The organism is Actinopolyspora lacussalsi subsp. righensis (assembly GCF_900116555.1).
Taxonomy (GTDB): domain Bacteria; phylum Actinomycetota; class Actinomycetes; order Mycobacteriales; family Pseudonocardiaceae; genus Actinopolyspora; species Actinopolyspora lacussalsi.
This window is the reverse complement of the sequence record NZ_FPAT01000012.1, coordinates 64,443-91,373: the sequence shown is the minus strand read 5'-3', so window position 1 is coordinate 91,373 and position 26,931 is coordinate 64,443. Positions and strand designations below refer to the sequence as shown.

Below are 26,931 nucleotides of genomic sequence, written 5' to 3'. Positions count from 1 at the left end.
CTCGACGCCGACTGTCTCGTGGAAGAAGAGCGCACCGCACTGGTTCTCGACCTGAGAACCAGTCTCCACTCCGCGGATTCGATGAGCGGGAACAGCTCTTCGAGAGCCGGGTGCCATCCGGCCATCCGGATCCGATCGGCACCACCCGAGACAATCGGAACCGGACCTGCGAAGTGCGCGAAAGCGCCCTCGGGAACGCGTTGCTCTGAATCGCTCCCCCGAGGGCGCTGTGCTGTTCGAACTGATGTTGTTCGGTCTTCAGCTCCGGTCTCAGTCGAACCGGTCGGACTTCACGGCGTCGATGAACGCGGTCCACTGGGGGCCGGTGGTGGTGAAGTATCCGGCGGAGCGGTCCTTGGTGTCACGCACCGCCGCGCCGTCGGCCACGCGGCCGACCTCGACGCAGTTGGTACGTTGTCCCGATCGGCTCGACTTGCGCCAGCCTTCAGGGTGTATCGTCAATGTCGTTCTCCTTTTCGTCCGCACAGTTGGCGATGAACTCTGCCGACGCCTCGGGGCTCATCGCCACTTCGTGCAGGTTAGTAACCGCATCCTGATACGCCCTTGCGGTGCCCGGATTGTGCAGGGAAACCGATGAGTGATAGTGCTCCATGTGCACGATCGGTGTGGCTTTCATGAACTCGAACAGGACGAACGATCCCATGTGCGCCGGGTGCAGCGAGGTCGTTCCGATACGCACCACGCGCACATCCACGTTGTCCCATTCGCTCATCTTGACGACGTGGCGAAGCTGCTCGGTCATAACCGCGTGACCGCCGATGGACTCGAGCAGCGCGGCTTCGGAAATGAAGCACACCAGGTTCGGCGCCTTCGGCTTCATGAGGATTTCGCGGCGGCCGACGCGCATCAGCACCATCGTTTCGATCTCGTCGAGCGAGAGATGCTGCATCACGGCCCGTGCGTAGTCCGAGGTTTGCAGCAGCCCGGGAATGACACCGGTAGCTACGTCGGTGATTCGGTTCGCATTGCGCTCGAACTCGATCAGTGTCGTCAGCTCCTTGCGGGCTCCGGACGTGGCGGTCGACAGCCAGTCGAGCTTGTCCGCGTCCCGGGCCATGTTCGTGAGGCGCTCTCGCGTCTGCGCGGGTGCGCTCAACGTTGTCACGTAGGCGGCGACGAATTCTGACGAGGGAACTGTTTCACCGGATTCGTAACGTTGAAGCCGCACGTGACTCACTTCGAGTTCTTTGGCGAGGTCCCGCAAGCTGTAACCTGCATTGCTCCGCACTTCGCGCAGCTCCGCGCCAAGTGCACGCGCTTTCGGTGTACCTCCACTGTTTCGCCGCATGAAACAAACAATAACCACTCGTGTGTATCTCGGACGATCCCTCGTTCAGGGGATTGTATAAAAGTTTCGATTAGCGGCACTCTGTTTCGCGTAACGATAGAACGGATCGATAAGGGGCTTAACAGTAATGCCACCGAAACACGACGTGACGAACCCGGGAGCGCGGGCGAGATGTCGCCACGAGGGCGGGGAGGGGGCGCTGTGGGTGTGGATCTCGCCGCACACGCCGAACGTGATCCAGATCGACACCCCGACCGTCTACAACCGGACACGGTGGACGGTCGAGCAGGCCCGGGAACTGCGGTCGGTACTGGACTCCGCGATCCGGGCGAGTGAGCTCTCATGAGCAGCCCGCACGCGGAGATCGCCACCCTGGCGCGGCGGTGCGAGTGGTTGATGAGCGACGCGGCCTTCGCGCTGGGCTGGCGTCGATACAGCCCCCAGCAGTGCCGCGACACCGCCGACGCGCTCGAGGAGTTCGCCACCGCTTTGCGGGAGCACGCCGAGACCCTGCCTTCCGGGGAACTTCCGGACTCCGAGCGGACCAACCTCGTCGAGGGGGACTCCGATGCCTGAGCCGTCATCGGACGCGTTCCGCCAGGAGGACCTGCCTCGCGGCCATCGCTCGCCACGAGGAGCACGCCATGCCCACGCGGGGCCGGGCGCGCTCACCGTCGAGCGGCCACGGGAAGAGAAGGGCCGGGCCACCTCGAACGAGGTGCGGGCCGACGCGGCACCGACGGAGATCATGCCCGCCCTCGGGCCGGGTCGGTTCACGCACTGGCGCGGCACGTTGCCGCTGTCGGTGGTGACGAAGCGCCGACCAGGTAGCAGCAACCTACCTGGTCGGCCCGTCCAGGCTACCGCCTCGGACGACTCTCCCCACGGCGAGTTACTCGCCCGCGTGCTGGCAGGGCTCCGCGCCCTGTAGCGCCACGGTCCGGTGCCGTCGACACCCCCGAAGTCCGGCATCGGGCCGTTCCCGCCCGGCCGGTGCCTGCCCCCGAAGGCGCCGGCCGGGCATCCAACCCATCGCGAAACACACCCACGACCACGGTTCGGCGACGCCGCCCCGGCCGCCACCGAACCGTCCCCGCCGGGCCACTGCCCTGGCCGATCTGCTGACGAAGGGGAGCTCGTGACCACACACCTCGGCACCGACTGGACGTGGCGAGCGGAACGACTCGCCGACGAACTCGAAACCCGAGGCGACCTCACCGACCCACGGTGGAAAACAGCCGTGGCCGCCGTACCCCGGCACGTGCTCGTCCCCGAGTCGTACCAACAGGACACCGGCGGCGCGTGGCACCACCTCACGACCGATTCCGGGAAGGGACTCGAACTGGCCTACTCGCCCATCACGCTGGTAACCGTGCTCGACGAGCGAGACCATCCGCTGTCCAGCGGCACCAAACCGGATCTGATCGTGCGCATGCTCGAAACGCTCGACATCGACGACGAGCACCGGGTGCTGGCCATCGGCACCGGAACCGGCTACACCACAGCGCTGCTGTGCCACCGGCTCGGCGACCGGAACGTGTGCTCCGTAGACATCGCCCCGGAACTGGTCGATGACGCCCGCGACCGGCTGGCGGGCCTCGGGTACCACCCCGCACTGGCCTGCCGCGACGGCGTTGGCGGACTGCCCGAGCACGCGCCCTACGACCGCGTCATCGCCACCTGCTCGGTGTCCCGCGTGCCGTGGTCCTGGGCCGAACAACTCACCGTCGGCGGATTCGCGCTCGTCAACGTCAAACCCAACATCCAGGCGGGCAACCTCGTCCTGCTGCGCCGGTATCCGGACCGATTGGAGGGGCGCTTCACCGACCGCTGGGCGGCGTTCATGAGTATGCGCCACCAGTCCCACGACCAGAACCCGCTCATTCCCCGGACGACCCCGGAAGACGCCGAACCACAGGCCCGCACCACCACGACGCCACCGAGCCCCTGGTGGGACAACACCGTGGTCTGGCTGCTGGCCCAGTTCCACGGCCTGCCCGACGGCGTCACGATCGGGATGCGCCTCGACCCGCACACCCGACAACCAGCGGCGGCCACCATGACCACCCCCGACGGCTCCACCGCCGAAATCGGCCTCACCGCCTCCAGTAGCGGCCGATACGAGGTCACCGAAACCGGACCGACCTCACTGTGGGAACCCGTCGAACGCGCCCACCGCACCTGGCTGACCCACGGCAAACCCGACTGGACCCGCCTCGGCATCACCGCCACCGAGCACGAACAGCGACTCTGGATCGACCACCCCGACAGCCGCGACTGCTGGTTCCTGTAGGTACTGGTTCCTGTAGGCAGCGGAACCCATTGGTTTCCGAGATCAGTAGAACACTGTCGTGCCGGACAGCGCACCGAATCCGATCCGGCCAGCGGTGCCGAGCGATTCCCGCGTGGCGCTCACCGCGACTGGTTGGGGCCGGTCGAACCGATGGGCGGGAAGTTGCCGGTCCCGGGAACGGTCGTGGTCCGGGGGTCCTGCTGTGGTTCCGCTCCGACCGCTTCGTGGGAGTTGCCGGTGTCGCCGGGCGACTTGTCCTGCTCCCGATGCGCCAGCTCCTCGTGCAGCTTCTGCAGCAGGTTCCGCTCCCGGTCGGTCAGTTTGGCGTCCACGGCGGCCGGAACCGCGGGATTGGAGTTGCCGTCCTCGCGGGACTCGGAATGCTGTTCGGCGGGGTGGTCGTTCTCGACCGGGGCGGGCTCGAACGTCGCGATCTCCGGGGGAGACGGGAAGTCGCCGGGCTCGGAGTACTCACCGGGTTCCGGGAAACCGAACGAATCCGCGTGGTTCGTGCTCGGAGCGGGCTCGGGCAGGATGAAACCGGTCTCCTCCGGATCGGGCTCCGGCGGCAGGGAGCGTTCCTGCCGATGGCCGGAATCCCCGTGGTTGGAGTCCCGATAGCTGGACTCCCGACCGGACTCCCGATAGCCGGTCTCGGGGAACCCGACCCCGAGCGGATCCCTGTCGTCCGACAGGTCCGCGTTCAGCGAGTTGCCGAATTCCGAGGCGGGCCACTCCGTGGTCATCTCCACCGAGGGCAGATCCGGCTCCGGAGCGGGGGAGTCGGCGAGCACACCGGCCTCGCTCGACTCCACGCGCGACGGTTCGCCCAGCGGGTCGTGGTAGGAGAGCGGATCGGTGAAGCCCTCGATCCCTTCCTTGTGCCTGGTGCCGCCCCGGGCGGGCTCAGTGGTGCCGAGTGCGCGGTCCAGCCGCACCTCGTGTGCCACGGCCAGTGCTTCGCGGTGGTAGTCGGGGAGCTCCTCCCCGGTACCGAACGCCTCCACCGAGCACTGGATCCCGTGGCGGTGCAGCGCCCGCAGCAGTTGGTAGTCGGTGGGGCCGATCGCCGTCGATCCGTCCACCTCGGCCAGCAGCACGCGGCGGGGTACCGCTCCCGCCGCGACACCCGCCGCCGTGGTACGTGCGGCGCACCACAGCGAGCGCAGGTTCGGCAGCCGTGCGGTTATCTCCCGAAGCGCCTCGGAGACGTCCTCCACCCGTTCCGGTTCGGTGAACCGGTGCTTCTCGGAACCGTCCGTCACGTCCACGGTGAGCCGTTCGGCCAGTCCACTGCGGGAGTTGGTCCGCCCCAGGATCGAGGACAGCTCGCGCTGTTCGTCCCGGGTCACCGCGATCCCGCCCGCCAGCAGTGCTCCGGTGACGAACTCGGCGGCGCTGTCGGGCTGCTCCGCCCCCGCGAACTCGCGTGCCGTGTTGAGCGCGTCGTCGTCGAGTCGGCCGCTCAGTGCCAGCAGCAGTTGGTGCAGCCGGTCGACCGGACCGGTGCTGTTCGCCACGTCCACCACGGGGTTCTCCTTGGGTACCTGTTCGAGATGCGGGGCAGCGGGGTCTGTTCGGGACTCGTCACGAGACGTCGGAGTGCGCGGTGCCGGTCACCGGTGCTCAGTCCGAGCCCACGAGCTCGCCACTGCCGGTGCAGATCAGATTCGAGGCCGTCAGGGCGCGCTCGTGGTACTCGGGGGGATCGATGTTCGTCGGAAGCGCCTCCACCATGGGAGTGTGGTTGCCGAGCGCGCGCAGGATTCGCTGGATCTCACCGGCCAGTTCCACGGGGTTCCCGCCGGTGTTGACCAGTATCACGCGCTGCTCCGGCTCGGAGCTCGACGCGGTGGTGTCGCGGCGCCAGCTGTCGCGGACCTCGCCCACGTCGGGCCGCCCGCGCAGCGTCGCTCCCAGCACGAGCGCGGTGGAGTCGCCCTTGTCGTCGCCGGGAGCCGCCGCCGTGAACGTGTGACGCCGTCGCGGCGTGCCCTCCTCGGGAAGTATCGCGCCCACCGCGGCCGGATCGGCCCCCATCGGCAGCAGGGCTTCGGAGAGCAGCCGGTGGTCGCCGTCGGTCAGACCGATGCGCTCCCGGACCAGCTGTTTCGGCAGCGAAACGGCCATCACGTCCCCGGCGTCGCCCGCCAGCCAGTCCCGGTAGCGCCACAGTGACTCGTCCGGGATACGGCCCGCGAGTCGGAGCAACAGCTCGTGACACAACAGGCTGGTGTCTCGGTCGGCCACGTCAGTCATCCCCTCCGGGGCGATGCCCCAGCACGCTGCGTCGGACAGTCATCGGCGTTTTCATCCGTATGGGTGATTTTCCCGTGGAAATGTCTGCGATCAACCCGCAGCACGCATCCGGCCTTGTTACTCAGGGCTCAGTTACGCACAGCTCACTATAAACAGCCCTCACTCGGACGAGTGAGTGCGCGTTGTGGTTCGTCGCCGAGGCGCGGTGCGAGTCGCACGACGTGTGAGTGGTCGAGCGAACGCGGCCGGGAACAGTTGTCCTCCCACGCGGGGGTCCACGGGCTCAGTGCCCGTCGGCGATCTCGGCGATCAGCTCCACCTCGACCGGAGCGCCCATCGGAAGCTCGGCCACCCCCACCGCCGAGCGCGCGTGCGCACCGGATTCGCCGAACACCTCCCCGAGCAGTTCCGAGGCGCCGTTGAGCACCGAGGGCTGGCCGGTGAATCCCTCCGCCGAAGCGACGAAACCGACCACTTTGACGACTCCGGCCAACGAGTCCAGCTCGACCACGCTGTTGACCGCTGCCAGGGCGTTCAGTGTGCAGATACGTGCCATACGCCGTGCCGTGTCCGGGTCGACGTCGTCACCCACCTTCCCCGTGGCCGACAACGTTCCCGACACGAGGGGTAGCTGTCCCGCGGTGTGGACGTGGTTCCCGCTTCGCACCGCGGGGACGTAAGAGGCGAGGGGCTTCGCTACCTCGGGAAGCTCCACTCCGAGCTCGGTCAAACGGGCGGTCCAGTTGCCCATCACGGACACCAATCTCTCCGGGACTCGCCAAACGGCCCCGCTGCGTCACGGAACCGGGCGTTCCCATCCTCGCGGATGGGAACGGCACCGGGAAATCACTCGATCCGTCGTTACTCCTTCGGGCGCTTCATGTAGGCGACCATCTGCTCGCCGGTAGGTCCCGGCAGAACGGCGACCAGCTCCCAGCCGTCATCGCCCCACTGGTCGAGGATCTGCTTGGTCGCGTGGCTGAGCAGCGGCACTGTCGAGTACTCCCACTTGGTCATGCCGCAACCCTAAGTGCCGGCTCCGGAAGATTGTTCCTCGGATCGGCAACCGGCCCGGTCAGGCAGCGGATCGGCCCGATCGGGGCTCGCTCGGAGCCGGGCGCGGTCGACGGTGCGTCCTCCCGCACGGTTCCCCAAGGCCCCTACGAACGGACAGGACGAGCGGACAGTGAGCCCCGGATGAGCTTAGGCTGATCGTGTGAGCTCTGAATGGGACCGCGAACTCGACCGGGCGAGGCTGCACTTCGTCAGCGGTAAGGGCGGTGCTGGTAAGACCACAGCCGCCGCCTCGCTCGCCCTCGCGCTGGCGACCGGTGGCCGTCGGGTGCTGCTCGCCGAGGTCGAGGGCAGACAGGGGCTGGCCCAGCTGTTCGACACACCGCCGCTGGAGTACTCCGAACGCAGGCTGGCCGCCGCTCCGGGCGGAGGCGAGGTCCGCGCCCTGGCCATCGAGGCGGAAGCCGCCCTGTTGGAGTACCTGGCCATGTACTACAGCCTCGGCGTCGCGGGGCGCACGCTGCGCAGGATGGGGGCGATCGAGTTCGCCACCACGCTCGCCCCCGGGCTGCGGGACGTGTTGTTCACCGGAAAGCTCAAGGAGTGCGTGCGCCGGACCGACACCAACGGACGACACACCTACGACGCGGTGGTCGTGGACGCGCCACCCACCGGCCGGATCGTCCGGTTCCTCGACGTCACGCGCGCCATGGCCGACCTGGCCAGGATGGGGCCCATCCACGGGCAGAGCGAGGAGGTGGTGGGCCTGCTGCACTCCTCCGACACCGTGGTGCACCTCGTCACTCTGCCGGAGCAGCTGCCGATGCGGGAAACCCTGGAAACAGTGGAGGAGCTCGACGCGGCCGAACTGCGCCCGGGCGCGGTGCTGTTGAACCGCGTACGGCCCTCCCGGCTGGCCACCCGCTCGGTGCTGGCCGCCGCCGGGGGAAGGGTCGACGCGACCAGGATCCGCGATGGACTGCGCTCGGCCGGGCTGGACTGGGACGCCGAGGTGCTCGACGGTCTGGTGGCCGAGACCATCGAACACGCCGGCCGGGCCAGCGCCGAACTCTCGGCCCGGGAACAACTGGACAACACCGCGCTGCCGTTCGTCGAACTACCCGACTACGTCGACGGGATCGACGTCGCGGCGCTCTACGAACTGGCGGAGGGGCTGGTCGCGCGCGGTGTCGGAGGAAGCCGATGAACACACCCCCCGGCCCGGATCGGCTCGACATCGACCGGTTGCTCGACGATCCGGACAACCGCGTCCTCGTCTGCTGCGGTTCCGGCGGAGTCGGCAAGACGACCACGGCGGCAGCCCTGGGGATCCGGGCAGCCGCGCGCGGTCGCAAGACCGTGGTGCTGACCATCGACCCGGCGCGCAGACTGGCGCAGGCGCTCGGGCTGGCCGAACTGGACAACACTCCCCGGAAGGTCGACCTGGAGCAGGGCGAGTCCGGCGAGCTCCACGCCATGATGCTCGACATGCGCAGGACGTTCGACGACATGGTCCTGGCGCACGCCGGTCGTGACCGCGCGCGCCAGATCCTGGACAACCCCTTCTACCAGACCGTGTCGAGTTCGTTCTCCGGGACGCAGGAGTACATGGCGATGGAGAAGCTCGGCCAGCTGGTCACCGAGGACACCTGGGACCTGATCGTGGTGGACACCCCGCCGAGTCGCTCCGCGCTGGACTTCCTCGACGCTCCGCAGCGACTGTCCACGATCCTGGACGGCAGGCTCATCCGGATGCTGGCCAGCCCGGCCAAGGCGGGCGGCAAGGGGATACGCAGAATCGTCGGAGCCGGATTCGGAATGTTCGCCAAGGCGGTTTCCACGATCGTCGGACGCCAGCTGCTCGCCGACGCGGCCGCTTTCGTGCAGGCGTTCGATTCCACGTTCGGCGGCTTCCGCGAGCGGGCGGACCGGACCTACCGGCTGTTGCGCTCCAGCGGTACCCGGTTCCTGGTGGTGGCCGCCCCGGAAGCGGACGCGCTGCGGGAGGCCTCCTACTTCGTGGAACGGCTGTCCACGGAGCACATGCCGCTGGCGGGCATGGTCGCCAACCGCACCCATCCGGTACTGGCCGAGCTGGCGGCCGCGCGTGCGCTGTCGGCCGCCGAGGAACTCGAAACAGCCGGTTCCGCCCCGCTGGCAGCCTCGGTTCTCCGGCTGCACGCCGACCGGGTCGCGGTCGCGGAGCGGGAGAAACGTCTGCTGGCCCGGTTCACCAGGGCGCATCCGGAAGTCGAGCTCGGCAGCGTTCCCGCACTGGCGGACGAGGTGCACGACCAGTACGGGCTGCGCGAGATCGGCCGCCGACTCGCCCGGGAGTGAGGCCGTCCCGCCCCACGGCGTCGATTTCTCGCGAAATCGCCGGGCCATCGACGCAGGCCGAGCTCCGACCACCCTCGCAGCTCGCACCGCCGCGGGTTCTCGCGTGCGGCTCTCGCGAGGAAGGCCCGATGTTGTGTAGGTGCCTACCCGATGTCGGGCCTCCCGCAGCGAGAGCCGTGCGAGAGGTTCCGCCCCTCAACCAGCTATGAAACCCGCGCCGCCGACAGTTTTCAGCCCAGTTGGTAGGCGTCGATGTCCTGGGTGTAATCCTCCCGCGCGGCTTCGAGCAGCTCACGCCAGTTGCGCACATCAGGGCGTCTGCGCAGCAGCGCCCGTCGTTCCCGTTCGGTCATTCCACCCCAGACACCGAACTCGATTCGTTTGTCCAGCGCCTCCGCGAGGCACTCGGTACGGACGGGACATCCGAAGCAGATGGTGCGTGCCTTGCGCTGCTCCGCACCTCGTACGAAAAGCTGGTCCGGGTTCTTGTCGCGGCATGCCGCGTTCACCCGCCAGTCCCCCTGTTCCAACATCAAAGCCCCCAGCTCCTCACTGGATCGTCGGCGACCATGCAACCTCCGGGCCCCCGGCACCGGCCGTCGTGACGTGCCCGCGGCACGCTACGAAACCTGTCGCTAGACGTGGACGCACACTAGAAGATCTCGGTTCCGTAGCCAACCGACTTTCGTGGGAATTTTCTTTCACGCTCATCACATCGGGGGTTATTGACCGTGACAGCGAGTCGCGTAGAGCGGCTCGGCTTACCGTTTACCTCGTGCGGCTACGTAATGGCGTGCTCAAGCTGTTCGGTCTGTGTGTACTGGCCGGTGTCCTGGTCGCCGGCATGGTATTCCCCGCGGCGGGAGCGCTCGGGGTGATATCGAATCGTGCCGGCGACGCGGTGAACCGGATCTCCACCAAACTGCTCACCGAACAACCACCCCTGGTCTCGACGGTGAAGGATCGGAAGGGAAATCCGATCGCCTATCTGTACGAGCAGTACCGGACACCGGCCACGTCCGACGAGATCGCCGACACGATGAAAGCGGCGATGGTGGCCATCGAGGACCAGCGGTACTACGAACACGAAGGTGTGGACTGGCCGGGCACGGTGCGTGCTTTCGTCAGCAACCAGGTGGCGGGCAGGATCACCCAGGGTGCCTCCACGATCACCCAGCAGTACGTCAAGAACTACCTGGTGCACGTCACCGCGGCGGGAGACCCCGTCAAACAGGCCGAGGCGACCGAGCAGACCGTGGCGCGCAAGCTGCGCGAGATCCGGGTATCCCTCCAGCTGGAGAAGAGGTTGAGCAAGGAGGAGATACTCACCCGCTATCTCAACGTCGTTCCCTACGGCAACCGCGTCTACGGTATCGCCGCTGCCTCACACGCCTACTTCGGAACGACGCCGGACGAACTCACGATTTCGCAGGCCGCGCTGTTGGCCGGTGTGGTCAACCGTCCGGGCTCGCTGAACCCGGTGACCCAGCCCAAGGAGGCGATGTTCCGGCGCGGGCTGGTCATCGACGCGATGGCCCGGCAGGGCAGGATCACCCAGCAGGCGGCTCGGGAGGCCAGGGAGGCCCCGCTGGGGATCGAACAACCCCTCGACAAGCTGCCCAACGGATGCGTCGGTGCCGGCGCGCAGAACGGCTTCTTCTGCAAGTACGTGGAGAACTACCTGCAACGCGCGGGGTTCTCCATGGACCAGCTGCGCCGTGGCGGCTACACGATCCGGACCACGTTGGACCAGGGAATCACGGCCGCGGCAAAGGAATCGGCCGAGCAGGGCGTGCCCAAGGACAGCGACCAGATCGCCAACGTCATGTCCGTCGTGGAACCCGGCGAGAACAAACACCAGGTCCGCGCGCTGGTGGCCAACCGCGACTTCGGTTTCGACAAGCAGCAGGGTGAGAGCGCGTACGCGCTGCCCAGCTCCATGGCACCACCCGGCGCGGGTTCGGTGTACAAGACCTTCACCGCGGCGGCCGCACTGGAAGCGGGCATGGGGATCAAGGACGTCGTCCCGGCACCCGGCTCCTACACCTCGGTCGAGTTCAGCAACGGGACCAACCCCTACACCGTCGGCAACGCCGAGGGAGTCGGAGCCGGTTCTCGTTCGATCCAGGAAGCGCTGGCGACCTCGCCGAACACGGCCTTCGTGATCCTGGAGGAGCGTGCCGGGCTGGACAACACCGTGGAGATGGCCTCCCGGCTGGGGATGCGCCGGACGCTCAACAGTCACGACCTGGCGGGTGTGCCGATGGTCGCCGACCGCGCTCGCGAACGTACCCAGGCCGAAGAGATCAAACAGCGCAAGATCGGCGCGTTCACCCTGGGCTTCAGCCCCACCAGTCCACTGGAACTGGCCAACGCCTCCGCGACGATCACCAGCGGTGGTGTCTGGTGCCCACCGACCCCGATCAAGAGCATCCGCGACCGCAACGGCAATCGGGTCTCGATCACCGAGCAACCCTGTGAACAGGCCGTCGACCGGGAGCTGGCGGACGCGATGGCCGTCGGAATGTCCGACGACACCATTTCCGGTACCGCCACGCGTGCGGCCGGTGCCACGGGGTGGAACCGGCCCACCGCCGCCAAGACCGGTACCACCGAAACCTTCGGGTCCGCGGCCTTCATCGGTGCCACCCCGCAGCTGGCGGGCGCCGTACTCACCTACATCGACCGGCCCGAGTCACCAGGTATGGGGATTTGCCTGGGGAGTCCTCCCACGGTCTGCGGCAGCGGCAACATCTACGGTGGCACCATTCCCGCCAAGACCTGGATGCGTGCCATGAAGACCGCGCACGAGGGTCTGCCCGTGGCGGAGCTGCCGTCGACCACCGACCGCTACCGGCACGGCGGTTCCGGGAAACAGGTTCCCGAAGTCGTGGACATGTCCGCCGACGAAGCAGCGAAGAAACTGCGCGAAGCGGGTTACGAGGTGGAACGGCGCACCGTCAGCAGCAGTGAATCCGAGGGAACGGTGATCAGTCAGTCGCCGCGCGGTATCGCCCAGAGCGGCACCTCGGTGCTGCTCTCGGTCAGCAGCGGCTACATCCCGCCGCCCCGTACCGTCGCCGCGCAACCGCCTTCCCAGGGGGAGAACCCCGGGGAAGGCGGAAGCACCGGCGGTGGTGAGCGCGGCGGCAACGGTCCCGACAGTGGTTCTGGAAACGGCGGTGGTTCCGGAAACGGAGGGGGCGGGCAGCCGTCGCCACAGCCGCGGGAGGACTCCGGCGGGTGACCGGAGTTCTCCGATCGGGCTCCAGTTCTCGGGCGGGATTCAGCTCTCGGGAGGGGCTCCAGCTCTCCGGTACGGGCCTCGTGGGGCGCTCGGGTGGTTCCACCACCCGAGCGCTTCGTGAAGGCCCAGCGCTCCGTGCGGGGTGATCGGGGAAAGCTTCGATGGGGTGAGGGTCAGCCGTTGAGTTCGGCTTTCACCGCGGCCGCGACCCTGCCCCCTTCGGCCTGTCCCGCGACCTTGGCGTTCGCGATTTTCATGACCTGACCCATCTGCTTCGGACCCGGCGTCTCACCGATCTCGGCCGCGACCTCGCTCACCGCCTCCTTCGCCAATCGGGTGAGTTCTTCGTCGTCGAGCTGCGTGGGCAGGTACTCCCGGAGGATGTCACCCTCGGCGCGCTCAGCCGCCGCCTGTTCGGCACGCCCCGCCGACTCGAAAGCCGCGGCGGATTCGTCCCGCTTCTTGACCTCCTTGGAAAGAACCCCCCGAACCTCCTCGTCGGAGAGCTCGCGTGCTTGTTGCCCGGAAACCTCCTCGGCACCGATCGCGGACAGCGCCATCCGGAGCACCCCGGTGCGGGTGGTTTCCCGTTCCTTCATCGCCGCGGTCATGTCGGCCCGCAGGCGTTCCTTCAACTCGGACATGGCCCGATTATCCCGGAGAGATGGAGTGCGGGGCCTCTCGGTTTTCGTAGTTGGTGCTGTAGCGGAACCTCCGGTGCGGCTCTCGCTCCGGGGAGGCCCGACATCGGGTAGTTACTACACAACGTCGGGCCTTCCTCGCGAGAGCCGCACCGGAGAACCGCGGTCGGTACTGCTGCGAGGGTGGTCGGAGTGCGGCCCGCGGGCGTGGTGGGGGTTCGGCATCGCGGCGGCAAGGCCCCGGCGATTTCGCGAGAAATCGACGGAGCTCGGGGCACGCCGCCGCACCGGGGTGTCAATTTCGCGAGAAATCGCCGCGCCCGCGAAACGGAGTCCCGACGGGGGCGGGAACACGCGACCGCCACGCGGCTCGGATCTGTGCGTTCTCGTAGGCTGGACGCTGTGAACACCTTCGGTCGTACTCTGCTCGCCACCGGTGCTCTCGGGGCCTCGGCGCTCGGTTACGCGGCGGGAATCGAGCGCACGCACTGGACACTGCGCAAGGCCACACTGCCGGTACTCGAAGAGTCGAGTCCGCGGCTTCGGGTGCTGCACATCTCGGACCTGCACATGACCCCGAACCAGACCTCCAAGCAGCGCTGGGTCGCCGCGCTCGACGAGCTCGAACCCGACCTGGTCGTCAACACCGGCGACAATCTGGCGCATCCGCAGGCCGTCCCGGCGGTGTTGCGGGCGCTGGGGCCGTTGTTGGACCGCCCGGGGATGTTCGTGTTCGGCAGCAACGACTACTACGCCCCGAAACCCAAGAACCCGGCACGGTATCTGCTGCCCTCCGGCAAGAAGAAGCGCATCAGGGGAAGGCCGTTGCCGTGGCGGGATCTGCGTGCCGCCATGACGGAACGCGGCTGGCTGGATCTGACACATCGGCGGCGACAGTTGACGGTGGGTGGGGTCACCGTTCACACCGCCGGGCTGGACGATCCGCATCTCAAGCGGGACCGCTACTCGGAGATCGAGGGGAAGCCGCCCGCCGAGGTCGGGCTGAGTCTGGGCGTCACCCACTCGCCGGAACCCAGGGTGCTGGACGCCTTCGACGGTGACGGCTACGACCTGGTGCTCGCGGGGCACACCCACGGCGGGCAGCTCTGCGTCCCGGGCTTCGGCGCGATCGTGACCAACTGTGAGTTGGACCGGGGGCGCGCCAAGGGGCCCTCCGAGTGGGGTGAGCACATGCGGCTGCACGTCTCGGCCGGGCTAGGAACCTCGCCCTACGCCCCCGTGCGGTTCGCCTGCCCACCGGAGGCGACGCTGTTGACGCTGGTACCGCGTTCGCAGCGGCCCGAGGAGCACCCCGCTCACTCCATTACGGGGACCCCTGTCGAATCCGGCACGGGCGTGGGATAGACTTTGTCGTGCCGTCACACGGTGATCCACCGCGTTGTCGGCACAGCCAGTGGTAACCGCCGATTAGATGGTTTCGGTGGGGTACCGGGGTGTAGCGCAGTTTGGGAGCGCGCCTCGTTCGGGTCGAGGAGGTCGTGGGTTCAAATCCCGCCACCCCGACAACAAGGATCCGGCTGTCGACTCTTCCGGAGTCGGCAGCCGGATTTTCATTCGCTTACCGGGTGCTGTGTCCAGCCCGGCTCCGGGCCTACCCGATGTCGGGGCGCCCGTGGTGAGGCACCCCGGAGATTCCACCGGGGAGCGGCTCCGTCACTCGAGCGCGAACCCTCAGTTGTCACTCCCCTCAGTTGTCACTCCGGGTCGCTTCGACCTGCTGGTACGGCACCGACGCGCTCAGCCGCGCCGTAACGGCGTCGACCACGTCCTCGTGCCGCGGATCGTCGGCTCCCAGCGAAGCCGTGACCGCCTCGGAGATCATCGTCCGCAGCACCTGCTCGGCCGCCTCCTCCTGCTCGTGCCCGTTACCTTCCTGCTGTGTCGTGGCGGCGTTCTTGGCGTACCGCTGGTGCAGCCGGAAGGTGTGCTTGTCGATGGCCCTGATGAAATCGAGCGTGGTCAGGCTCACCTCGCTGTTCACCTGGGACTTCCAACCGGGGTACTGGCCGGGCACGCGGCTGCCGGTGAGTTGTTCCAGAATGCTGAAAATGGCGTTTCGTTCGTCGTCACGCATGTCTTCTCCCCGTGGATCGAGCAGTGCTTCCAGCTGTTGACGGGTCCCCCGGTAGGCGTTGGCGTCGACGGGGCGCTGGCCCGCGACGGTGGCGGAGCTGGTGAACTGCAGCACGGCCACCCGATTGTTGCCGTAGTCGCTCCAGAAGTGTTCGGGTACGCGTTGGTAGATCTCACTGGCGTAACCGCCGTTGTTGTCCGGGTAGCGGGACTTCCACAGTGGTGGGAATCCGGACAGGTCCGGCCTTCCCAGGCGCTGCCAGTACCACTCGGGCAGGTAGAGCAACGGGGTTCCGAAGCCGCGGGCGCGCAGCTCGCCCAGCAGCTCACCGGTCAGTCGGGTTCCACCGCCGCCCTCCTCCACGTCCAGGATCACCGGTACTTCGGGGGGCACCACCCGGGCGACGTGGTCGGCCTGCGCCGTCGCCGAGTAGTCCTCCCGCTGGTAGTGGTAGGCGGCTACCAGCAGCCCGGCCGCACGCGCGGACGCCAGATTGGCCTTGAACCTCGCGTCGACGAATCCGGTGCCCTCCGTGGCCTTGATGAACACGAACTCGAAATCCTCGGCCCGAGCCCGGTGCATGTCGAACGAGCCCTGATAGTGCGAAACGTCGATTCCGTAGATCATTACTGCTCCACATGAGCTCGCGGGAGGTTGTGCGTGCTCGGGACCCGCCGTTCCCGGCGCTCCTCGTGGGACTCCGGGCACTCGGGTTTTCCGGTGAGTTCTTCTTCTCGATGAGTTCCGGTAGCGCGAAACGTCTCGATCATCCTGACTCGTCGGCGAAGTGACAATCCTTCGACCGGCTTGTATCCCTCACCTGGTCGTGGGATACGTCCGGCGGTGGGGCCCTCCCCACTCGTGGGACTCGGCATCCCCGTTGCCGGTGAGGTTGCCCGATCGGGCAGTATCGGTGTCGTGAGCACGTATCCCAGCGCCGAGATCCCAGCGACCCTGTTCGACGACGCGGACAAGGAGGAGCGCTGGCGTGCGCGTTTCAGCGCCCCCCGCGTCTCGATGCCGGACTGGGCACGGGACGCTCCGGAACGGAGCCTGTACGTGTCGAACGTGAGCGGGACCTGGGAACTCTACGCCTGGGACCGCGCCGACGACTCCCACCGGCAGGTCACCGACCGGCCGAACGGCACGTTCCACGGCACGCTCGCCGCCGACGGCGAGCACATCTGGTGGTTCGACGACACCGACGGCGACGAGTTCGGCGTGTGGCGCAGCGAGCCGTTCGACAAGCACGACACGGCAGCCGTCGAAGCGCTGCCCGGCACTCACGCGGGATATCCGGCCGGGTTGGAACTGGGATCGAGCGTGCTCGCGGTCGGGATGTCCACCGACGACGGGGTCACCGTCTGGATCTCCCGCGAGAGTGCGGCTCCCACGGTGATCTACCAGCACGAGCAGGACGGCGGCCTGACGGGGATGTCCTGGGACGAGAGCCTGCTGGTGCTGTCCCATTCCGAGCACGGCGACAGCAGGCACCCCGCGCTGCGCGTGCTGCGCAGTGCCGACGGGACGAAGCTCGCCGAGAAGTGGGACGGCTCCGGCCTGGGGCTGGGCGCGCTGGACTTCGCACCGGTCTCCGGCGACACCAGGCTGCTCGTCTCGCACGAGCGGTACGGTCGCGAGGAACTGCTCATCTGGGACGTCGCCACCGACACCGAGACCGAACTCGACCTCGGCCTGCCCGGTGAGGTCGCGGCCGACTGGTACCCGGACGGTTCGGCACTGCTGATCGCGCACACGCACCAGGCGCGCACGACGCTGTACCGCTACGAGATCGCGAGCGGCACGCTCGTTCAGCTGCCCACCTCGAAGGGCACCGTGGGGGCGGCTTCCGTACGGCCGGACGGCGCCGTGGAGTACACCTGGTCCTCGGCCGCGGTGCCCGGCCGGGTGCGGGTGCTCTCGTCGAGCGGCGAGGACAGCGTGCTGTTGACCCCCGGTGGGGTTCGGCCCCCCGAGTCGCAGCCGGTCGAGGACGTGTTCGTGCCGGTTCCCCACGGTCCCAACGACACGGTGCACGCGTTGCTCGCTCGCCCGGAAGGCGCCGGCGGCGGGCCGCTCCCCACGGTGTTCAGTCTGCACGGCGGGCCGCACGCGGCCGACGAGGACCGGTTCTCCTCCTACCGCGCCGCTTGGCTGGAAGCCGGGTTCGCGGTGGTGGAGGTGAACTACCGGGGCTCCACCGGTTACGGCTCGGCCTGGCGCGATGCGATCGAGGGACGCCCCGGCCTCACCGAGCTGGAGGACGTGGCCCTGGTGCAGGACTGGGCGATCGACAACGGGCTGACCACCCCGGAACTCAGCGTGGTCGCCGGTGCCTCCTGGGGCGGGTACCTCACGCTGCTCGCGCTGGGGACCCAGCCGGACCGCTGGGCCAGTGGAGTGGCAGGTGTGCCCGTGGCCGACTACGTCTCGGCCTTCGCCGACGAGATGGAGCCGCTGCGTGCCTACGACAGAGCGCTGTTCGGAGGTTCGCCCGAGGAGATCCCGGAGGTCTACCGGGAGTGCTCCCCCATCACCCATGTCGATCGGGTGCGGGCCCCGGTACTGGTCCTCGCGGGGGACAACGATCCACGGTGCCCGATCCAGCAGGTGCTGAACTACCTCGACCGGCTGGGGGAGCGGGAGGTGCCGTTCGAGTTCTACCGCTACGACGCCGGGCACGGTTCACTGGTCATCGCCGAGACCCTCAAGCAGGTGGCTACCGAGATCCACTTCGCCAGGCGGACGGTGGGGAGCCGCTGAGCGACTGCCGATGCGCGGCGCGAGCCGGTCACACGGTGGTGCGTCCGGTGCTGATCGGCTCGTGTGCCGGACTCCGCTCCCGGGAAGAAAAAGGTGCCGCCCCGCGGGGCGGCACCTTCTCAAGCCACAGTCCCAGCGGTATGGCCTGTCACGGAAAGTGACTACCAGGGACCGTCCCGGAACCTTCGGCCACTACGATACGCGCCGTGCGTTCCGTCGACAATCAGGACTCCGGCGAAACCGGGAACGACACCCTGTTCTCGCTGTTCGGAGTTCCCCGGATGCGGGGTTATCTGGATGCCTGCGGTGGTGACCCGGACATCGCGTTGGAGCTGTACCGCTGGAACACCCGGATCAGCGGCGCATTCTGGGAGACCCTGAGTCATCTGGAGATAGTGCTGCGCAACGTCTTGGCGAGACGTCTCGCGGTTCGTCACGCGACTGCCGGGCGAGCCGGTTCCTGGTTGGACGATCCGAACCGGGAACTCGACCATCGAGCTCGCCGAGAGATCACGGAGGCCCGTCAACGCGTCAACCGCAAGGGAAAGACCGCCAGTGACGGCCAGATTCTGAGCGAGCTTTCCTTCGGATTCTGGCGTTTTCTGCTGGCGAGGCGTTATGCGACCACCCTGTGGCCCGATCTCGCTCGCGGTTTTCCAGTCGCACCCACTCGGGCCCGAACGGTCGTCGAACAGCCGGTGACCCGGCTGCACGAGTTCCGGAACAGGTTGGCTCATCACGAACGTATTTGGAACCAACCGCTGAAAGAGCGCCACGACGACATCATGACTCTGCTCGGTTTCGTTCGAAGTGATCTTCCCGACTGGGTAGCCGAGGAGTGCCGTGTGTCAGCGGTGCTGGTCGCCTGCCCGATCGAACGTCCTTACCCGTAGACGTGCGCGGCGCGAGTCGGTCACACGGTGGTGCGTCCGGTGCTGATCGGCTCGTATGCTGCGGTAATGGTCGATCCCCGCTACATCGGCGTGTTTCACGAGGTGGTGCGCACCGGTTCCTACACGGCGGCGGCGCGCAGCCTCGGCTACAGCCAGCCCGCCGTGAGCCAGCAGATGCGTGCTCTGGAGCGAGCGCTGGGGACTCCGCTGTTCCTGCGCGCGGGCGGGGGACTGGAACTCACCGAAGCGGGCCGGATCCTGGCCGGGCACGCCGATACGGTGGTCGAGGACCTCACCGCGGCGGCCAACAAGATCACCGCGGTTCGCGAGCTGCGCCGCGGCAGCATCCGGCTGTGCGCCTTCCCCAGCGCCAGCGCCACGCTGGTGCCCAGTGCGGTCGCGCGGATCACGGAAAGCCACCCGGAGCTGCGCATCCAGCTCAGCGAGGCCGAGCCCCCCGACTCGCTGGAGGCGCTGCGTCGGGGGGAGTGCGATGTCGCGCTGGCCTTCAGCTACCCCGAAACCGAGGAGTCCCCCGGAGACGACGTCACGGGAGACGACATCACCGGGACCGACGTGCTGGACGATCCGATGGTGGCGGTGCTGCAGGTGGCGCACCCGCTGGCCGGTCGCGACTCGGTCGAGCTGGGGGAACTGGCCGGACAACGCTGGATCGCGGGTTGTCCGAGATGTCGGGACCACTTCCTGCGCTCCTGCGGGAGTGCGGGGTTCGAGCCGGACATCGCCTTCACGACGGACGACAACCTGGCGGTACAGGGGCTGGTGGCCGCGGGTGTGGGGATCGCGTTGATGCCCTCGCTGGTGCTCTCCTTCCTGCGGCACCCCGATGTGGTCGGCATACGGGTGGAAGGGCTGCGTCCCCGCAGGGTGACGGCCTACGCCTTGTGGGAGCAGCATCGGATACCGGCCACCGCGCTGTTGCTGGAGACGTTCGGCAGGATCGGTGCGGAGACGGCCGCCGACGGCTGAGCGGTGCGATCGTGTTCGCGCCCGCGCTCGCCGGTCCCGCCCGCCCACGTCAGTGGTTTCGATCATAGTTCCGCACAGCAGCGGGGCTCGTTCCGTGCGGCTATAAGCCCGGTTAGTACCCGCCAAAGAATTCGGTGGTCGACCGGGAGCCGTTCCGCTGTGCATGGTTTCGGCATGACCACCATGCGGAGCGAGCGGTCGAGCCCTCGGCTGACCGAGCTGACTGACGTGATCCGTGACCGCGTGCGCGCCGGAGTCGACCAGGCCCACACCGCCGACCTGGTCAAGGAAGCACTGCGGCCGTTCCTCGACGTTCCCGGGCTGCTCACCGAAGAGCAACGCCGCGGCGACCCGGAGCGCTATCTGCAGCACGTGCTGCACGTGGAACCGGACGCGAGCTTCTCCGTGGTGGCGCTCGTCTGGCTGCCCGGCCAGCAGACCCCGGTACACGATCACGTCGCTTGGTGCGTCACCGGCGTGTACCAGGGTGCCGAGAGCGAACAGCACTACCGGTTGTGCGAATCCGAGCGGGGCCCTTTCCTGGTTCCCGGGGAGCTGGCCACCAATCATGCGGGGGAGACCTGCGGATTCGCTCCTCCCGGGGATATTCACCGCGTCCGCAACTGCGGCACCGGAACGGCGATCTCGCTGCACGTCTACGGCGCCGACATCGGAGAGCTCGGCACCAGCGTGCGGCGGGTCTACGATCTCCCGGTGCACGAGTGAACGAAGTTCTCCGGTCGGGTCCTCGGGTTGTTCGTTCGGCGGAACCTCCCGCCGTGGTGTGAGCGGAGAGCGGCCGTACTCGGATTCGGGCGCGGTGGATCGCTCAGGAGCGCAACGCGCGCAGCGCCTCCCGGACGTGCCCGTCGGCCTCGCGCAGCGCGTCCGAGGCGCTTTCGACGTCCACCTCACCCAGCAGATGGACCAGGGCGGTCTTGAGCTCCCCTCCCGTCCGGTGCAGCGCCAGCTCGCAGGTTTCCGGCGAGGCTCCCGTGGCCTCGCGCAGGATCCGCACGGTGCGGGCCCGCAACTTGGCGTTGGTGGCCACCATGCTGACCATCAGGTTGGAGTAGGTGCGGCCCAGGCGGATCATCACCGCGGTGGAGAACGAGGTCAGCACCAGTTTCTGCGCCGTTCCCGCCTTCATCCTGGTGGAACCGGTGATCGACTCCGGTCCGGTGTCCACGGTGATCGCCGTGTCCACCGCTGTCGTGGCGCGGCCGTGCGGGTTGGACGAGACCAGCCCGGTCCCGGCACCGAGCGTTCGCGCCGCTTCCAGCGCGCCGAGCACGTAGGGCGTGTTCCCCGAGGCGGCCAGGCCGAGCACGAAATCGTCCGCGGTGGCGTTCCGCTCGATCGCGTTCGTCCCGGCGGCGGCGTCGTCCTCGGCGTTCTCCACCGCCTCGCGCAGCGCGGGTTCGCCACCGGCGAGGTGCGCCACGAACCAGCCCTCCGGCAGGTTGAAGGTCGGGACGAGTTCGGCGGCGTCCAGCACGGCCAGCCTCCCGGATGTCCCGGCGCCGACGTAGTGCACCCTGCCGTTCGATTCCAGCGCTTTCACCGCGAGGTCCACGGCGTGCGCCAACTCGGGCAGTGCCCTTCCGACGGCTTCCGGTACCGAGCGGTCCTCGGTGTTGAGCCGTTGCAGCAGGTCGAGCGTGTTGAGCAGGTCGATGTCCGTGGTGCGCGGATTGCTCCGTTCGGTCGGCGACTCCGCAGGCGTGGGGAGGTTCCCGTGCTCGGCGGACCACTCCGTTCGGGAGTTCCGGGGCGCACCGTTTCGACTCACCGGCTGTCCTCCCGGTGTCTGCGCTTGTCGGGACGCACTCGCAGTCGATGGTTGCCGACGGCCTCGGAAGTCGCCTGCAGCGCGGTCTTGGCGTCGTCGATGTGGCGCTGCGCCACCCCCACGAACAGGCAGTCGATCACGGTCAGCTGGGCGATCCTGCTGGCCATGGCTCCGGAACGGTAGGTGGTTTCGCGGGCGGCCGTGGTCAGTACGAGGTCGGCGATCTCGGTTACCGGGGAGCGTTCGAAGTTCGTGATCGCGGCCGTGGTGGCGCCTTGGGTGCCCGCCTCGCGCAGCACCTCCACGGTTTCGGTGGTGGCGCCGGTGTGGGAGACCCCGATGGCCACGTCGCCGGGTTCCAGGATGGCCGCCGAGGTCAGCGCGTTGTGCGTGTCCGGCCAGGCGAAGCAGGTCAGGCCGATCCGGTGCAGCTTCTGCTGCAGGTCCAGCGCCACGAACCCGCTGGCCCCGACTCCGTAGACGTCGATCCGGCGTGCCCGTGCCACCGCGTCGACGAGGGAACGCAGCGCGGTGACGTCGAGCTGGTCCGTCGTCTCCTCCACGGCACGCGCGTCCGCGTAGCCGATCTTGTCGACGATCTGGCCGATGTCGTCCGTTTCGGAGATCTCGCTGCCCAGATCGCGATCCCTGCTGGTCGTGCGCGCCGTGTCGGCGGCGAGCGCGATGCGGAGCTCGGGGTAACCGCTCACTCCCACGGCCTTGCAGAACCGGGTGACGGTGGTCTCGCTCGTCTCGGCGGCCTCGGCGACGTCGGTGATGCTGCGGTGCGCGATCGAGGAGGGGTCGGCCAGCACTATGCGGGCCACTCGCTGCTCGGCGCGCGCCAGGCCGGGCAGCAGTGAACGAATCCGGACGAGCGGACTGTGCTCACCGGATTCGATGCCGGATTCGTCGGGAGTGGCCATGTGGGAAAGTTACTAACATCACTGTTGCTCGGTCAAACGGAGTGGTGGCCGTGAACCGCTTCCACCACCACCACCAGAATATGCCACCGGCGCCGGTTTCCGCCGCCTTTTCGGGATGGTTACCGGAAGTAGCGGGTACTGGGATCAGGTTTTCCTACAGCCGAGCGCGATGGTGGTCCTGTCATGACTGGGGCTTCCCGTCGTGGGGTCGGTCGGCGGCCTCCGGCGGGCACGGCGTCCCCTGATGGTGCCGCAGTCGCCACTCTTCGCCCTGCCTCACCCAGACCGAGCTGCGAAGCGTTTTCAAGCCACCTCGGTGTGCCGTGTAGGTGAGCAGGATCGTGTCGGAGTCGATCCGAGCCGGCCGAAGTTCCGTGGCCGTGATCCGCTCCGAGGCGTCGGAGACCGTGGCCGTGGTGATCGTCTCCCGGTCCCAGACCGCTCCGGAGGAACCGAACTCGGTGAAGTCCGCGCACAGCAGCCTCCGAACGGCTTCCGGGTCGTCGCGCACGCGGGGATCGAGCAGTTCCAGTTCGTGCGCGACGACCCTGTCGAAGTCCGTTCCGGGATTCGCCATGCGCGGATCGTAGGTGGTTCCGCCGCGGCCGATCGAGCCGGTTTCACCGGCGTGCGGCCGATCCGCACTCACATCCGACCAGCTTTCACATCCGGGTGGTGTGCTGCGGCTCCACGTAGACGATCACCCGGTGATCGCCCGGCTGGTCGTAGGGGTACTCGTCGGCGTCCATGTACTTCTTGGCCATCCGGTTGATGAACGCACGGTCCGGGTCGTCCTCCACCCGGGCTACCCTGCCGCGAACCTCGATGTAGCGGTAGGGCTGTTCCGGATCGAGCGCGGAGATCGCCAGCCTCGGCTCCCGTTGCAGGTTCCGGTACTTCTGGCGCTCGGTGGTCTGACTGAACTTGAGGTACTGCCCGTCCCAGTCGATCCACACCGGACTGGACTGCGGCTCTCCCTTCGGTCCGATGGTGGCGATGTGCGCGAACGATCGCTTGTTCAGGATGTCCTCGAGGTCCTCCGGAATCACGGACAAGGCGTCTTCCCTCCTGCCGGGTGAACACGGTCGACATCGGCGACGCTATCGCGAAATGACGCCGGGTGCCCGTGTGGAAAAGCTCCGTGTTCGGCCCCGTTCGAAGGACTCGGCCGGTTTCCCGCGGTCTTCCCACGACGGGACGGCCCGGGAATCAGCGTTGTGCCACCAGGAATCCCGCGCCGCGCAGCCTGCTCGCCTCGGCCTCGCCGTCGAGCACCGTTCGGCCCCCGGCCGAAAGCCTGATGCCGTCCAGATAGACCCCTCTGCCCACGTACCGTTCGTCCGGCACGAAGCGCCAACGCACCAGTGTTCGCCCGGAACGCCCCTCCGGAACGGTACCGCGCACCCGCCACCAGGCACGGTGGCCGGAACCGGCCAGTTCGGTCACGGGGTGTCTCGGGGAGCCCGGCCCTCTGGTGTGCAGCCGCACCGGGTGCCACGAGGTTCCATCGTCGTCGCTGTACTCCACCAGCAACCTGTCGGCGCCGTCGGTGTCCCGCTGGGTGTCCACGAACGCCCCGAACGAGACCCGAAGTCGGCCGTCGGTCGCCACGGGGTCGGTGGTCAGCGTGGCTTCCCCCTTCGAGGTGCCGCCACCGGTGAACCAGGCGGTCGGGCCGTGCCGCGGCTCCACGGCCATGGAGCGGGCCAGGCCCTGTGCCAGCGTCACCCGTGCGGGGTTGTTCGAACCCCACTCCCGCGATGGGTGGACGCGGTTGGTCAGCAGGATCGCCATCGAACGTGACCGCGGATCGAGCACCATCGAGGTCCCCGTGTATCCCGTGTGCCCCGCACTGCGGGGGCCGGTCAGCCCAGCCATGTACCAGCGCTGTTCCAGCTCGAAGCCGAGTCCGTGCGAGTGCTCCGGGAACTCGGTGTTGTAGTCGGTCAGCATCAGCTCCACGCTGCGCTCGCGCAGGATGCGTTCGCCGCCGTAGCTTCCGCCGTTGAGGATCGCCTGCCCGAGCACGGCCAGGTCCTCCGCCGTGCCGAAGACTCCCGCGTGGCCCGCTATGCCCCCCAGTGACCAGGCGTTCTCGTCGTGCACCCTGCCACGCACCATGCCGCGCGGCGGATCGTTCTGGAATTCCGTGGCCGCGATCCGGTGCAGCTTCGAGCGCGGCGGCAGGTAGCCCGTGTCGGTCATGCCCAGTGGTTCGGTGATTCCCCGGGAGACCACGCTGTCCAACCGCCGTCCGGTCACCCGTTCGAGCAGTTCACCGAGCACGATCATGTTCGGATCGGAGTAGTCGTAGGTGCTGCCCGGCTCGGCGACCGGTTCGAGGTTCATCACGTGCGGAATCCGCTCTCGCTCCGGCAGCTCCCACAGTTTCACCACCGATTGCAGTCCGGAGGTGTGGGTCAGCAGCCGGCGCACCGTGATCCCCGACTTCCCGTGGTTGCCGAACTCGGGCAGGTACCGCGCGACCGGTTCCGTCAGCTCGACGCGCCCCGCCTCGACCTGCTGCAACACCGCTACGGAGGTGAACAGCTTGGTCATCGAGGCGAGATCGAAGATCGTGTCCGGGGCGGTTCTCTCCTGCCGCTCCGGGGGGAGCTCGGTGCCCGCGCCGTCGGCGTAGCGCAGTTCGTGGCCCACCGCCTCGTGACTGACCACCATGCCGTCGTGGGCCAGCAGGCTCACCGCGCCCGCGTACATCGGTTTCTCCCGCTCGGGGGTGGATTCGCTCCAGTCGGCCAGCCGCGCTGTCGCTTCCCGGATCGGTGCGGGCGCCAATCCGGCCCGACGAGGTGTGGCCTCGCGTAGTCGCGTGTCCGCGGCGGAGAACCCCTCGTGCGGAAGATCGAACCGGCCGCTCGCCCGCACTCCGGGGGCGGGAGCGGAAGCGCAGGTCGTCACGGTCAGCATCGACAGCAGTGCCGTCACCAGCAGCGGGTTGCGCATCCTCACCTCACGGTGTTGGAACTTCATCGGTTCGGTTCCCGTGGTGTTCGTTCGGCGGTGTGTCGTGCCCTGTCCGGTTCCTGATCCGTCGTCCGTTCCCCGGTCCGCTCTTCGGTCCCCGGTCGTGCCGGTTCAGCGGTACAGCAGGTAGGGGCGGCGACGCCGCCGGAAATCGGCCAGTTCCGCCTCCCAGGACCCGACGACGTCGGCCGCGTCCGCACCCGCGTCGATCATCTCGCGCAGGCGGGCGGACCCGGTGAGGTCGTCGATCCAGTGGTCCGATCGCCACCCGAACACCTCCGGGTAGAGCCCTCGGGCCCGCACGAGCATCCGCACCGCCGTGCCGATCGCGTCGAACTCCGCGTCTCCGGTGCGGTAGAGCCGCACCCCGCCACAGGTCTCGTCCCGGTGCTTGGAGAAGGTCGGCACGAAGTGGGTCTCCCGGAAGTAGGCCCCGGCCGTGCCTTCCGAGTTGAGCCGTTCCGCCCAGCGCCAGTCCACGCCGGGTGCCCCGACGATCTCGAACGGTCTGGTGGTTCCCCTGCCCTCCGAGAACACCGTGCCCTCGAACATGCCGGTTCCGGGGTAGACACGGGCGGTGTCCGGCGTGGGCATGTTCGGGCTCGGCGGTATCCAGGGCAACCCTGTCCCGGCGAACGAGTGCTTCCTGGACCAGCCGGACATCTCGACCACGTCCAGCTCGGGTAGTCGCTCGTTCTCCCGCTCGGGCAGGAACTCCGCGTCGAACATGCGTGCCAGCTCGCCGACGGTCATGCCGTGTTGCTGCGCGATCGGCAGTTCACCCACCCCGGAGGCGAACTCGGGATCGAGCACCGGCCCCGCCGCGTGACCGCCCAGCGGGTTCGGTCGGTCCAGCACGGTCAGCGGCACCCCGACCCGCACCGCCGCCCGCATCGCGGTGTACATCGTCCAGATGTAGGTGTAGAAGCGCGTTCCGACATCGGCGATGTCGAACACCAGCCGGTCGATCCCGGCCTGCCGCAGCATCCCGGACAGTTTCGCCGTGTCCGCCCCGTAGGTGTCGTACACCGGTATCCCGGTCCGGGGATCGGTGTGGTCGCCCTCCGAACCGCCCGCCTGCGCGGTGCCCCGGAAACCGTGCTCCGGACCGAAAACGGCCGCCACCTCGACACCCTCGGCGGCGTGCATCTCGTCGACGATGTGCGGCAGCCCCGCGCGCGGCCGGGTGACCACGGAGGTGGGATTGGCGATCACGCCGAGCCCGGCGCCGCGGAGGCGGTCCCATCCCGTGGCGGCGAGCTCGTCCGCCCCGGTCCGTACCGGTTCGTGGTCGGCTCGCCGTTCGGAGTCCCGCTCGGTTCCCTGTTCGGCGCCGGCGACCGAGGCGCCGGTGAGTCCGAGCATCGGAGCGGTCACGGCGGAG

At 68.1% G+C, this 26,931-nt stretch carries 27 protein-coding genes and 1 tRNA gene; 13 read left to right on the top strand and 15 right to left on the bottom strand.

What is annotated here, in order from left to right; genetic code table 11:
* Window positions 1-270: 270 nt before the first annotated feature.
* Window positions 271-462 (bottom strand): DUF397 domain-containing protein, encoded by a 192-nt coding sequence (locus BM394_RS18805; protein ID WP_092980331.1) that lies wholly within the window; start codon window positions 460-462, stop codon window positions 271-273.
* Window positions 446-1,309, bottom strand: a complete 864-nt coding sequence (locus tag BM394_RS18800; RefSeq protein ID WP_092980329.1) for a helix-turn-helix domain-containing protein — start codon at window positions 1,307-1,309, stop codon at window positions 446-448. Before BM394_RS18800 ends, BM394_RS18805 begins: the two co-directional genes overlap by 17 nt.
* 127 nt (window positions 1,310-1,436) lie before the next feature.
* Between BM394_RS18800 and BM394_RS18795 the strand changes: the two genes are divergently transcribed.
* The 4 genes from BM394_RS18795 (at window position 1,437) to BM394_RS18785 (ending at window position 3,602) form a co-directional block, all read left to right on the top strand.
* On the top strand, window positions 1,437-1,655 hold the full coding sequence (locus BM394_RS18795; RefSeq protein ID WP_092980327.1) for a hypothetical protein: 219 nt from the start codon (window positions 1,437-1,439) through the stop codon (window positions 1,653-1,655).
* Window positions 1,652-1,885 (top strand): hypothetical protein, encoded by a 234-nt coding sequence (locus BM394_RS18790; protein WP_092980325.1) that lies wholly within the window; start codon window positions 1,652-1,654, stop codon window positions 1,883-1,885. Before BM394_RS18795 ends, BM394_RS18790 begins: the two co-directional genes overlap by 4 nt.
* Entirely contained in the window at window positions 1,878-2,240 is a 363-nt protein-coding gene (locus BM394_RS22535; RefSeq protein WP_139235263.1) for a hypothetical protein, read from the top strand. Before BM394_RS18790 ends, BM394_RS22535 begins: the two co-directional genes overlap by 8 nt.
* A 207-nt stretch (window positions 2,241-2,447) precedes the next feature.
* Window positions 2,448-3,602, top strand: a complete 1,155-nt coding sequence (locus BM394_RS18785; RefSeq protein WP_092980323.1) for a methyltransferase domain-containing protein — start codon at window positions 2,448-2,450, stop codon at window positions 3,600-3,602.
* A gap of 119 nt (window positions 3,603-3,721) precedes the next feature.
* On the opposite strand, the gene BM394_RS18780 is transcribed toward BM394_RS18785, so the two are convergent.
* The 4 genes from BM394_RS18780 to sp36 all read right to left on the bottom strand — a co-directional run bounded on the left by BM394_RS18780 (window position 3,722) and on the right by sp36 (window position 6,878).
* Window positions 3,722-5,131, bottom strand: a complete 1,410-nt coding sequence (locus BM394_RS18780) for a hypothetical protein (protein ID WP_092980321.1) — start codon at window positions 5,129-5,131, stop codon at window positions 3,722-3,724.
* 97 nt (window positions 5,132-5,228) lie between these two features.
* Window positions 5,229-5,861 carry a hypothetical protein gene (locus BM394_RS18775; protein ID WP_342752748.1) on the bottom strand — a complete coding sequence of 211 codons (633 nt, stop codon included), beginning with the start codon at window positions 5,859-5,861 and terminating at the stop codon, window positions 5,229-5,231.
* Window positions 5,862-6,144: 283 nt separating this feature from the next.
* Window positions 6,145-6,612, bottom strand: a complete 468-nt coding sequence (locus BM394_RS18770; RefSeq protein WP_092980465.1) for a RidA family protein — start codon at window positions 6,610-6,612, stop codon at window positions 6,145-6,147.
* Between the two features lie 110 nt (window positions 6,613-6,722).
* Window positions 6,723-6,878, bottom strand: a complete 156-nt coding sequence (gene sp36 / locus BM394_RS18765) for a Sp36 family protein (protein ID WP_092628230.1) — start codon at window positions 6,876-6,878, stop codon at window positions 6,723-6,725.
* A 199-nt stretch (window positions 6,879-7,077) separates the two neighbouring features.
* Between sp36 and bagA the strand changes: the two genes are divergently transcribed.
* Both bagA and bagB read left to right on the top strand, forming a co-directional pair.
* Window positions 7,078-8,082, top strand: a complete 1,005-nt coding sequence (gene bagA, locus BM394_RS18760) for an ATPase BagA (protein WP_092980320.1) — start codon at window positions 7,078-7,080, stop codon at window positions 8,080-8,082.
* Entirely contained in the window at window positions 8,079-9,215 is a 1,137-nt protein-coding gene (gene bagB, locus BM394_RS18755; RefSeq protein ID WP_092980318.1) for an ATPase BagB, read from the top strand. The genes bagA and bagB overlap by 4 nt, the downstream gene beginning before the upstream one ends.
* 230 nt (window positions 9,216-9,445) lie before the next feature.
* Here bagB and BM394_RS18750 read toward each other — a convergent pair whose 3' ends face one another.
* A complete protein-coding gene (locus BM394_RS18750; protein ID WP_092628233.1) occupies window positions 9,446-9,748 on the bottom strand; it encodes a WhiB family transcriptional regulator in 303 nt (100 codons plus the stop codon).
* A 242-nt stretch (window positions 9,749-9,990) separates the two neighbouring features.
* Here BM394_RS18750 and BM394_RS18745 point away from each other — a divergent pair, with 242 nt between their 5' ends.
* Window positions 9,991-12,462, top strand: a complete 2,472-nt coding sequence (locus BM394_RS18745) for a penicillin-binding protein (RefSeq protein ID WP_092980317.1) — start codon at window positions 9,991-9,993, stop codon at window positions 12,460-12,462.
* Between the two features lie 173 nt (window positions 12,463-12,635).
* Here the strand turns inward: BM394_RS18745 and BM394_RS18740 are convergent, their stop codons facing one another.
* The gene (locus tag BM394_RS18740; RefSeq protein WP_092980315.1) at window positions 12,636-13,106 is read right to left on the bottom strand and encodes a GatB/YqeY domain-containing protein; all 471 of its coding nucleotides are present in this window, start codon (window positions 13,104-13,106) and stop codon (window positions 12,636-12,638) included.
* 399 nt (window positions 13,107-13,505) lie between these two features.
* Here BM394_RS18740 and BM394_RS18735 point away from each other — a divergent pair, with 399 nt between their 5' ends.
* Both BM394_RS18735 and BM394_RS18730 read left to right on the top strand, forming a co-directional pair.
* Entirely contained in the window at window positions 13,506-14,468 is a 963-nt protein-coding gene (locus BM394_RS18735) for a metallophosphoesterase (RefSeq protein ID WP_092980312.1), read from the top strand.
* Between the two features lie 85 nt (window positions 14,469-14,553).
* Window positions 14,554-14,627 (top strand) — tRNA-Pro (locus BM394_RS18730).
* 184 nt (window positions 14,628-14,811) lie between these two features.
* Here the strand turns inward: BM394_RS18730 and BM394_RS18725 are convergent.
* The gene (locus BM394_RS18725; protein ID WP_092980310.1) at window positions 14,812-15,825 is read right to left on the bottom strand and encodes a glycoside hydrolase family 25 protein; all 1,014 of its coding nucleotides are present in this window, start codon (window positions 15,823-15,825) and stop codon (window positions 14,812-14,814) included.
* A 291-nt stretch (window positions 15,826-16,116) separates the two neighbouring features.
* Between BM394_RS18725 and BM394_RS18720 the strand changes: the two genes are divergently transcribed.
* The 4 genes from BM394_RS18720 (at window position 16,117) to BM394_RS18705 (ending at window position 20,570) form a co-directional block, all read left to right on the top strand.
* The gene (locus BM394_RS18720; RefSeq protein ID WP_092980463.1) at window positions 16,117-17,961 is read left to right on the top strand and encodes a S9 family peptidase; all 1,845 of its coding nucleotides are present in this window, start codon (window positions 16,117-16,119) and stop codon (window positions 17,959-17,961) included.
* Window positions 17,962-18,167: 206 nt separating this feature from the next.
* Window positions 18,168-18,854 (top strand): Abi family protein, encoded by a 687-nt coding sequence (locus BM394_RS18715; protein WP_245780294.1) that lies wholly within the window; start codon window positions 18,168-18,170, stop codon window positions 18,852-18,854.
* A 66-nt stretch (window positions 18,855-18,920) separates the two neighbouring features.
* On the top strand, window positions 18,921-19,844 hold the full coding sequence (locus tag BM394_RS18710) for a LysR family transcriptional regulator (RefSeq protein ID WP_092980459.1): 924 nt from the start codon (window positions 18,921-18,923) through the stop codon (window positions 19,842-19,844).
* Window positions 19,845-20,018: 174 nt separating this feature from the next.
* On the top strand, window positions 20,019-20,570 hold the full coding sequence (locus BM394_RS18705) for a cysteine dioxygenase family protein (protein WP_092980308.1): 552 nt from the start codon (window positions 20,019-20,021) through the stop codon (window positions 20,568-20,570).
* Window positions 20,571-20,673: 103 nt separating this feature from the next.
* Here BM394_RS18705 and murQ read toward each other — a convergent pair whose 3' ends face one another.
* The 6 genes from murQ to BM394_RS18675 form a co-directional block, all read right to left on the bottom strand.
* A complete protein-coding gene (gene murQ / locus BM394_RS18700) occupies window positions 20,674-21,636 on the bottom strand; it encodes an N-acetylmuramic acid 6-phosphate etherase (protein ID WP_092980306.1) in 963 nt (320 codons plus the stop codon).
* On the bottom strand, window positions 21,633-22,562 hold the full coding sequence (locus BM394_RS18695) for a MurR/RpiR family transcriptional regulator (protein WP_092980304.1): 930 nt from the start codon (window positions 22,560-22,562) through the stop codon (window positions 21,633-21,635). Before BM394_RS18695 ends, murQ begins: the two co-directional genes overlap by 4 nt.
* 181 nt (window positions 22,563-22,743) lie before the next feature.
* On the bottom strand, window positions 22,744-23,139 hold the full coding sequence (locus BM394_RS18690; RefSeq protein ID WP_092980457.1) for a nuclear transport factor 2 family protein: 396 nt from the start codon (window positions 23,137-23,139) through the stop codon (window positions 22,744-22,746).
* 85 nt (window positions 23,140-23,224) lie between these two features.
* Window positions 23,225-23,617, bottom strand: coding sequence for a PPOX class F420-dependent oxidoreductase (locus tag BM394_RS18685; protein WP_092980301.1), 393 nt, complete (start codon window positions 23,615-23,617; stop codon window positions 23,225-23,227).
* A 154-nt stretch (window positions 23,618-23,771) separates the two neighbouring features.
* Window positions 23,772-25,553, bottom strand: a complete 1,782-nt coding sequence (locus BM394_RS18680; protein WP_245780293.1) for a serine hydrolase — start codon at window positions 25,551-25,553, stop codon at window positions 23,772-23,774.
* A 105-nt stretch (window positions 25,554-25,658) separates the two neighbouring features.
* Complete coding sequence (locus BM394_RS18675) at window positions 25,659-26,912, bottom strand: exo-beta-N-acetylmuramidase NamZ family protein (RefSeq protein WP_092980453.1); 1,254 nt, start codon at window positions 26,910-26,912, stop codon at window positions 25,659-25,661.
* Between the last annotated feature and the right edge of the window lie 19 nt (window positions 26,913-26,931).

Excerpts from the sequence above, each read along its gene's own strand:
- sp36 (WP_092628230.1), bottom strand. The coding sequence starts at position 6,878 with ATGACCAAGTGGGAGTACTCGACAGTGCCGCTGCTCAGCCACGCGACC.
- BM394_RS18675 (WP_092980453.1), bottom strand. The coding sequence starts at position 26,912 with ATGCTCGGACTCACCGGCGCCTCGGTCGCCGGCGCCGAACAGGGAACC.
- BM394_RS18690 (WP_092980457.1), bottom strand. The coding sequence starts at position 23,139 with ATGGCGAATCCCGGAACGGACTTCGACAGGGTCGTCGCGCACGAACTG.
- BM394_RS18740 (WP_092980315.1), bottom strand. The coding sequence starts at position 13,106 with ATGTCCGAGTTGAAGGAACGCCTGCGGGCCGACATGACCGCGGCGATG.
- BM394_RS18705 (WP_092980308.1), top strand. The coding sequence starts at position 20,019 with ATGACCACCATGCGGAGCGAGCGGTCGAGCCCTCGGCTGACCGAGCTG.
- BM394_RS18695 (WP_092980304.1), bottom strand. The coding sequence starts at position 22,562 with ATGGCCACTCCCGACGAATCCGGCATCGAATCCGGTGAGCACAGTCCG.
- BM394_RS18770 (WP_092980465.1), bottom strand. The coding sequence starts at position 6,612 with ATGGGCAACTGGACCGCCCGTTTGACCGAGCTCGGAGTGGAGCTTCCC.
- BM394_RS22535 (WP_139235263.1), top strand. The coding sequence starts at position 1,878 with ATGCCTGAGCCGTCATCGGACGCGTTCCGCCAGGAGGACCTGCCTCGC.
- bagB (WP_092980318.1), top strand. The coding sequence starts at position 8,079 with ATGAACACACCCCCCGGCCCGGATCGGCTCGACATCGACCGGTTGCTC.
- BM394_RS18710 (WP_092980459.1), top strand. The coding sequence starts at position 18,921 with ATGGTCGATCCCCGCTACATCGGCGTGTTTCACGAGGTGGTGCGCACC.
- BM394_RS18790 (WP_092980325.1), top strand. The coding sequence starts at position 1,652 with ATGAGCAGCCCGCACGCGGAGATCGCCACCCTGGCGCGGCGGTGCGAG.
- BM394_RS18795 (WP_092980327.1), top strand. The coding sequence starts at position 1,437 with ATGCCACCGAAACACGACGTGACGAACCCGGGAGCGCGGGCGAGATGT.
- BM394_RS18750 (WP_092628233.1), bottom strand. The coding sequence starts at position 9,748 with ATGTTGGAACAGGGGGACTGGCGGGTGAACGCGGCATGCCGCGACAAG.
- BM394_RS18680 (WP_245780293.1), bottom strand. The coding sequence starts at position 25,553 with ATGAAGTTCCAACACCGTGAGGTGAGGATGCGCAACCCGCTGCTGGTG.
- BM394_RS18775 (WP_342752748.1), bottom strand. The coding sequence starts at position 5,861 with ATGACTGACGTGGCCGACCGAGACACCAGCCTGTTGTGTCACGAGCTG.
- BM394_RS18800 (WP_092980329.1), bottom strand. The coding sequence starts at position 1,309 with ATGCGGCGAAACAGTGGAGGTACACCGAAAGCGCGTGCACTTGGCGCG.
- BM394_RS18725 (WP_092980310.1), bottom strand. The coding sequence starts at position 15,825 with ATGATCTACGGAATCGACGTTTCGCACTATCAGGGCTCGTTCGACATG.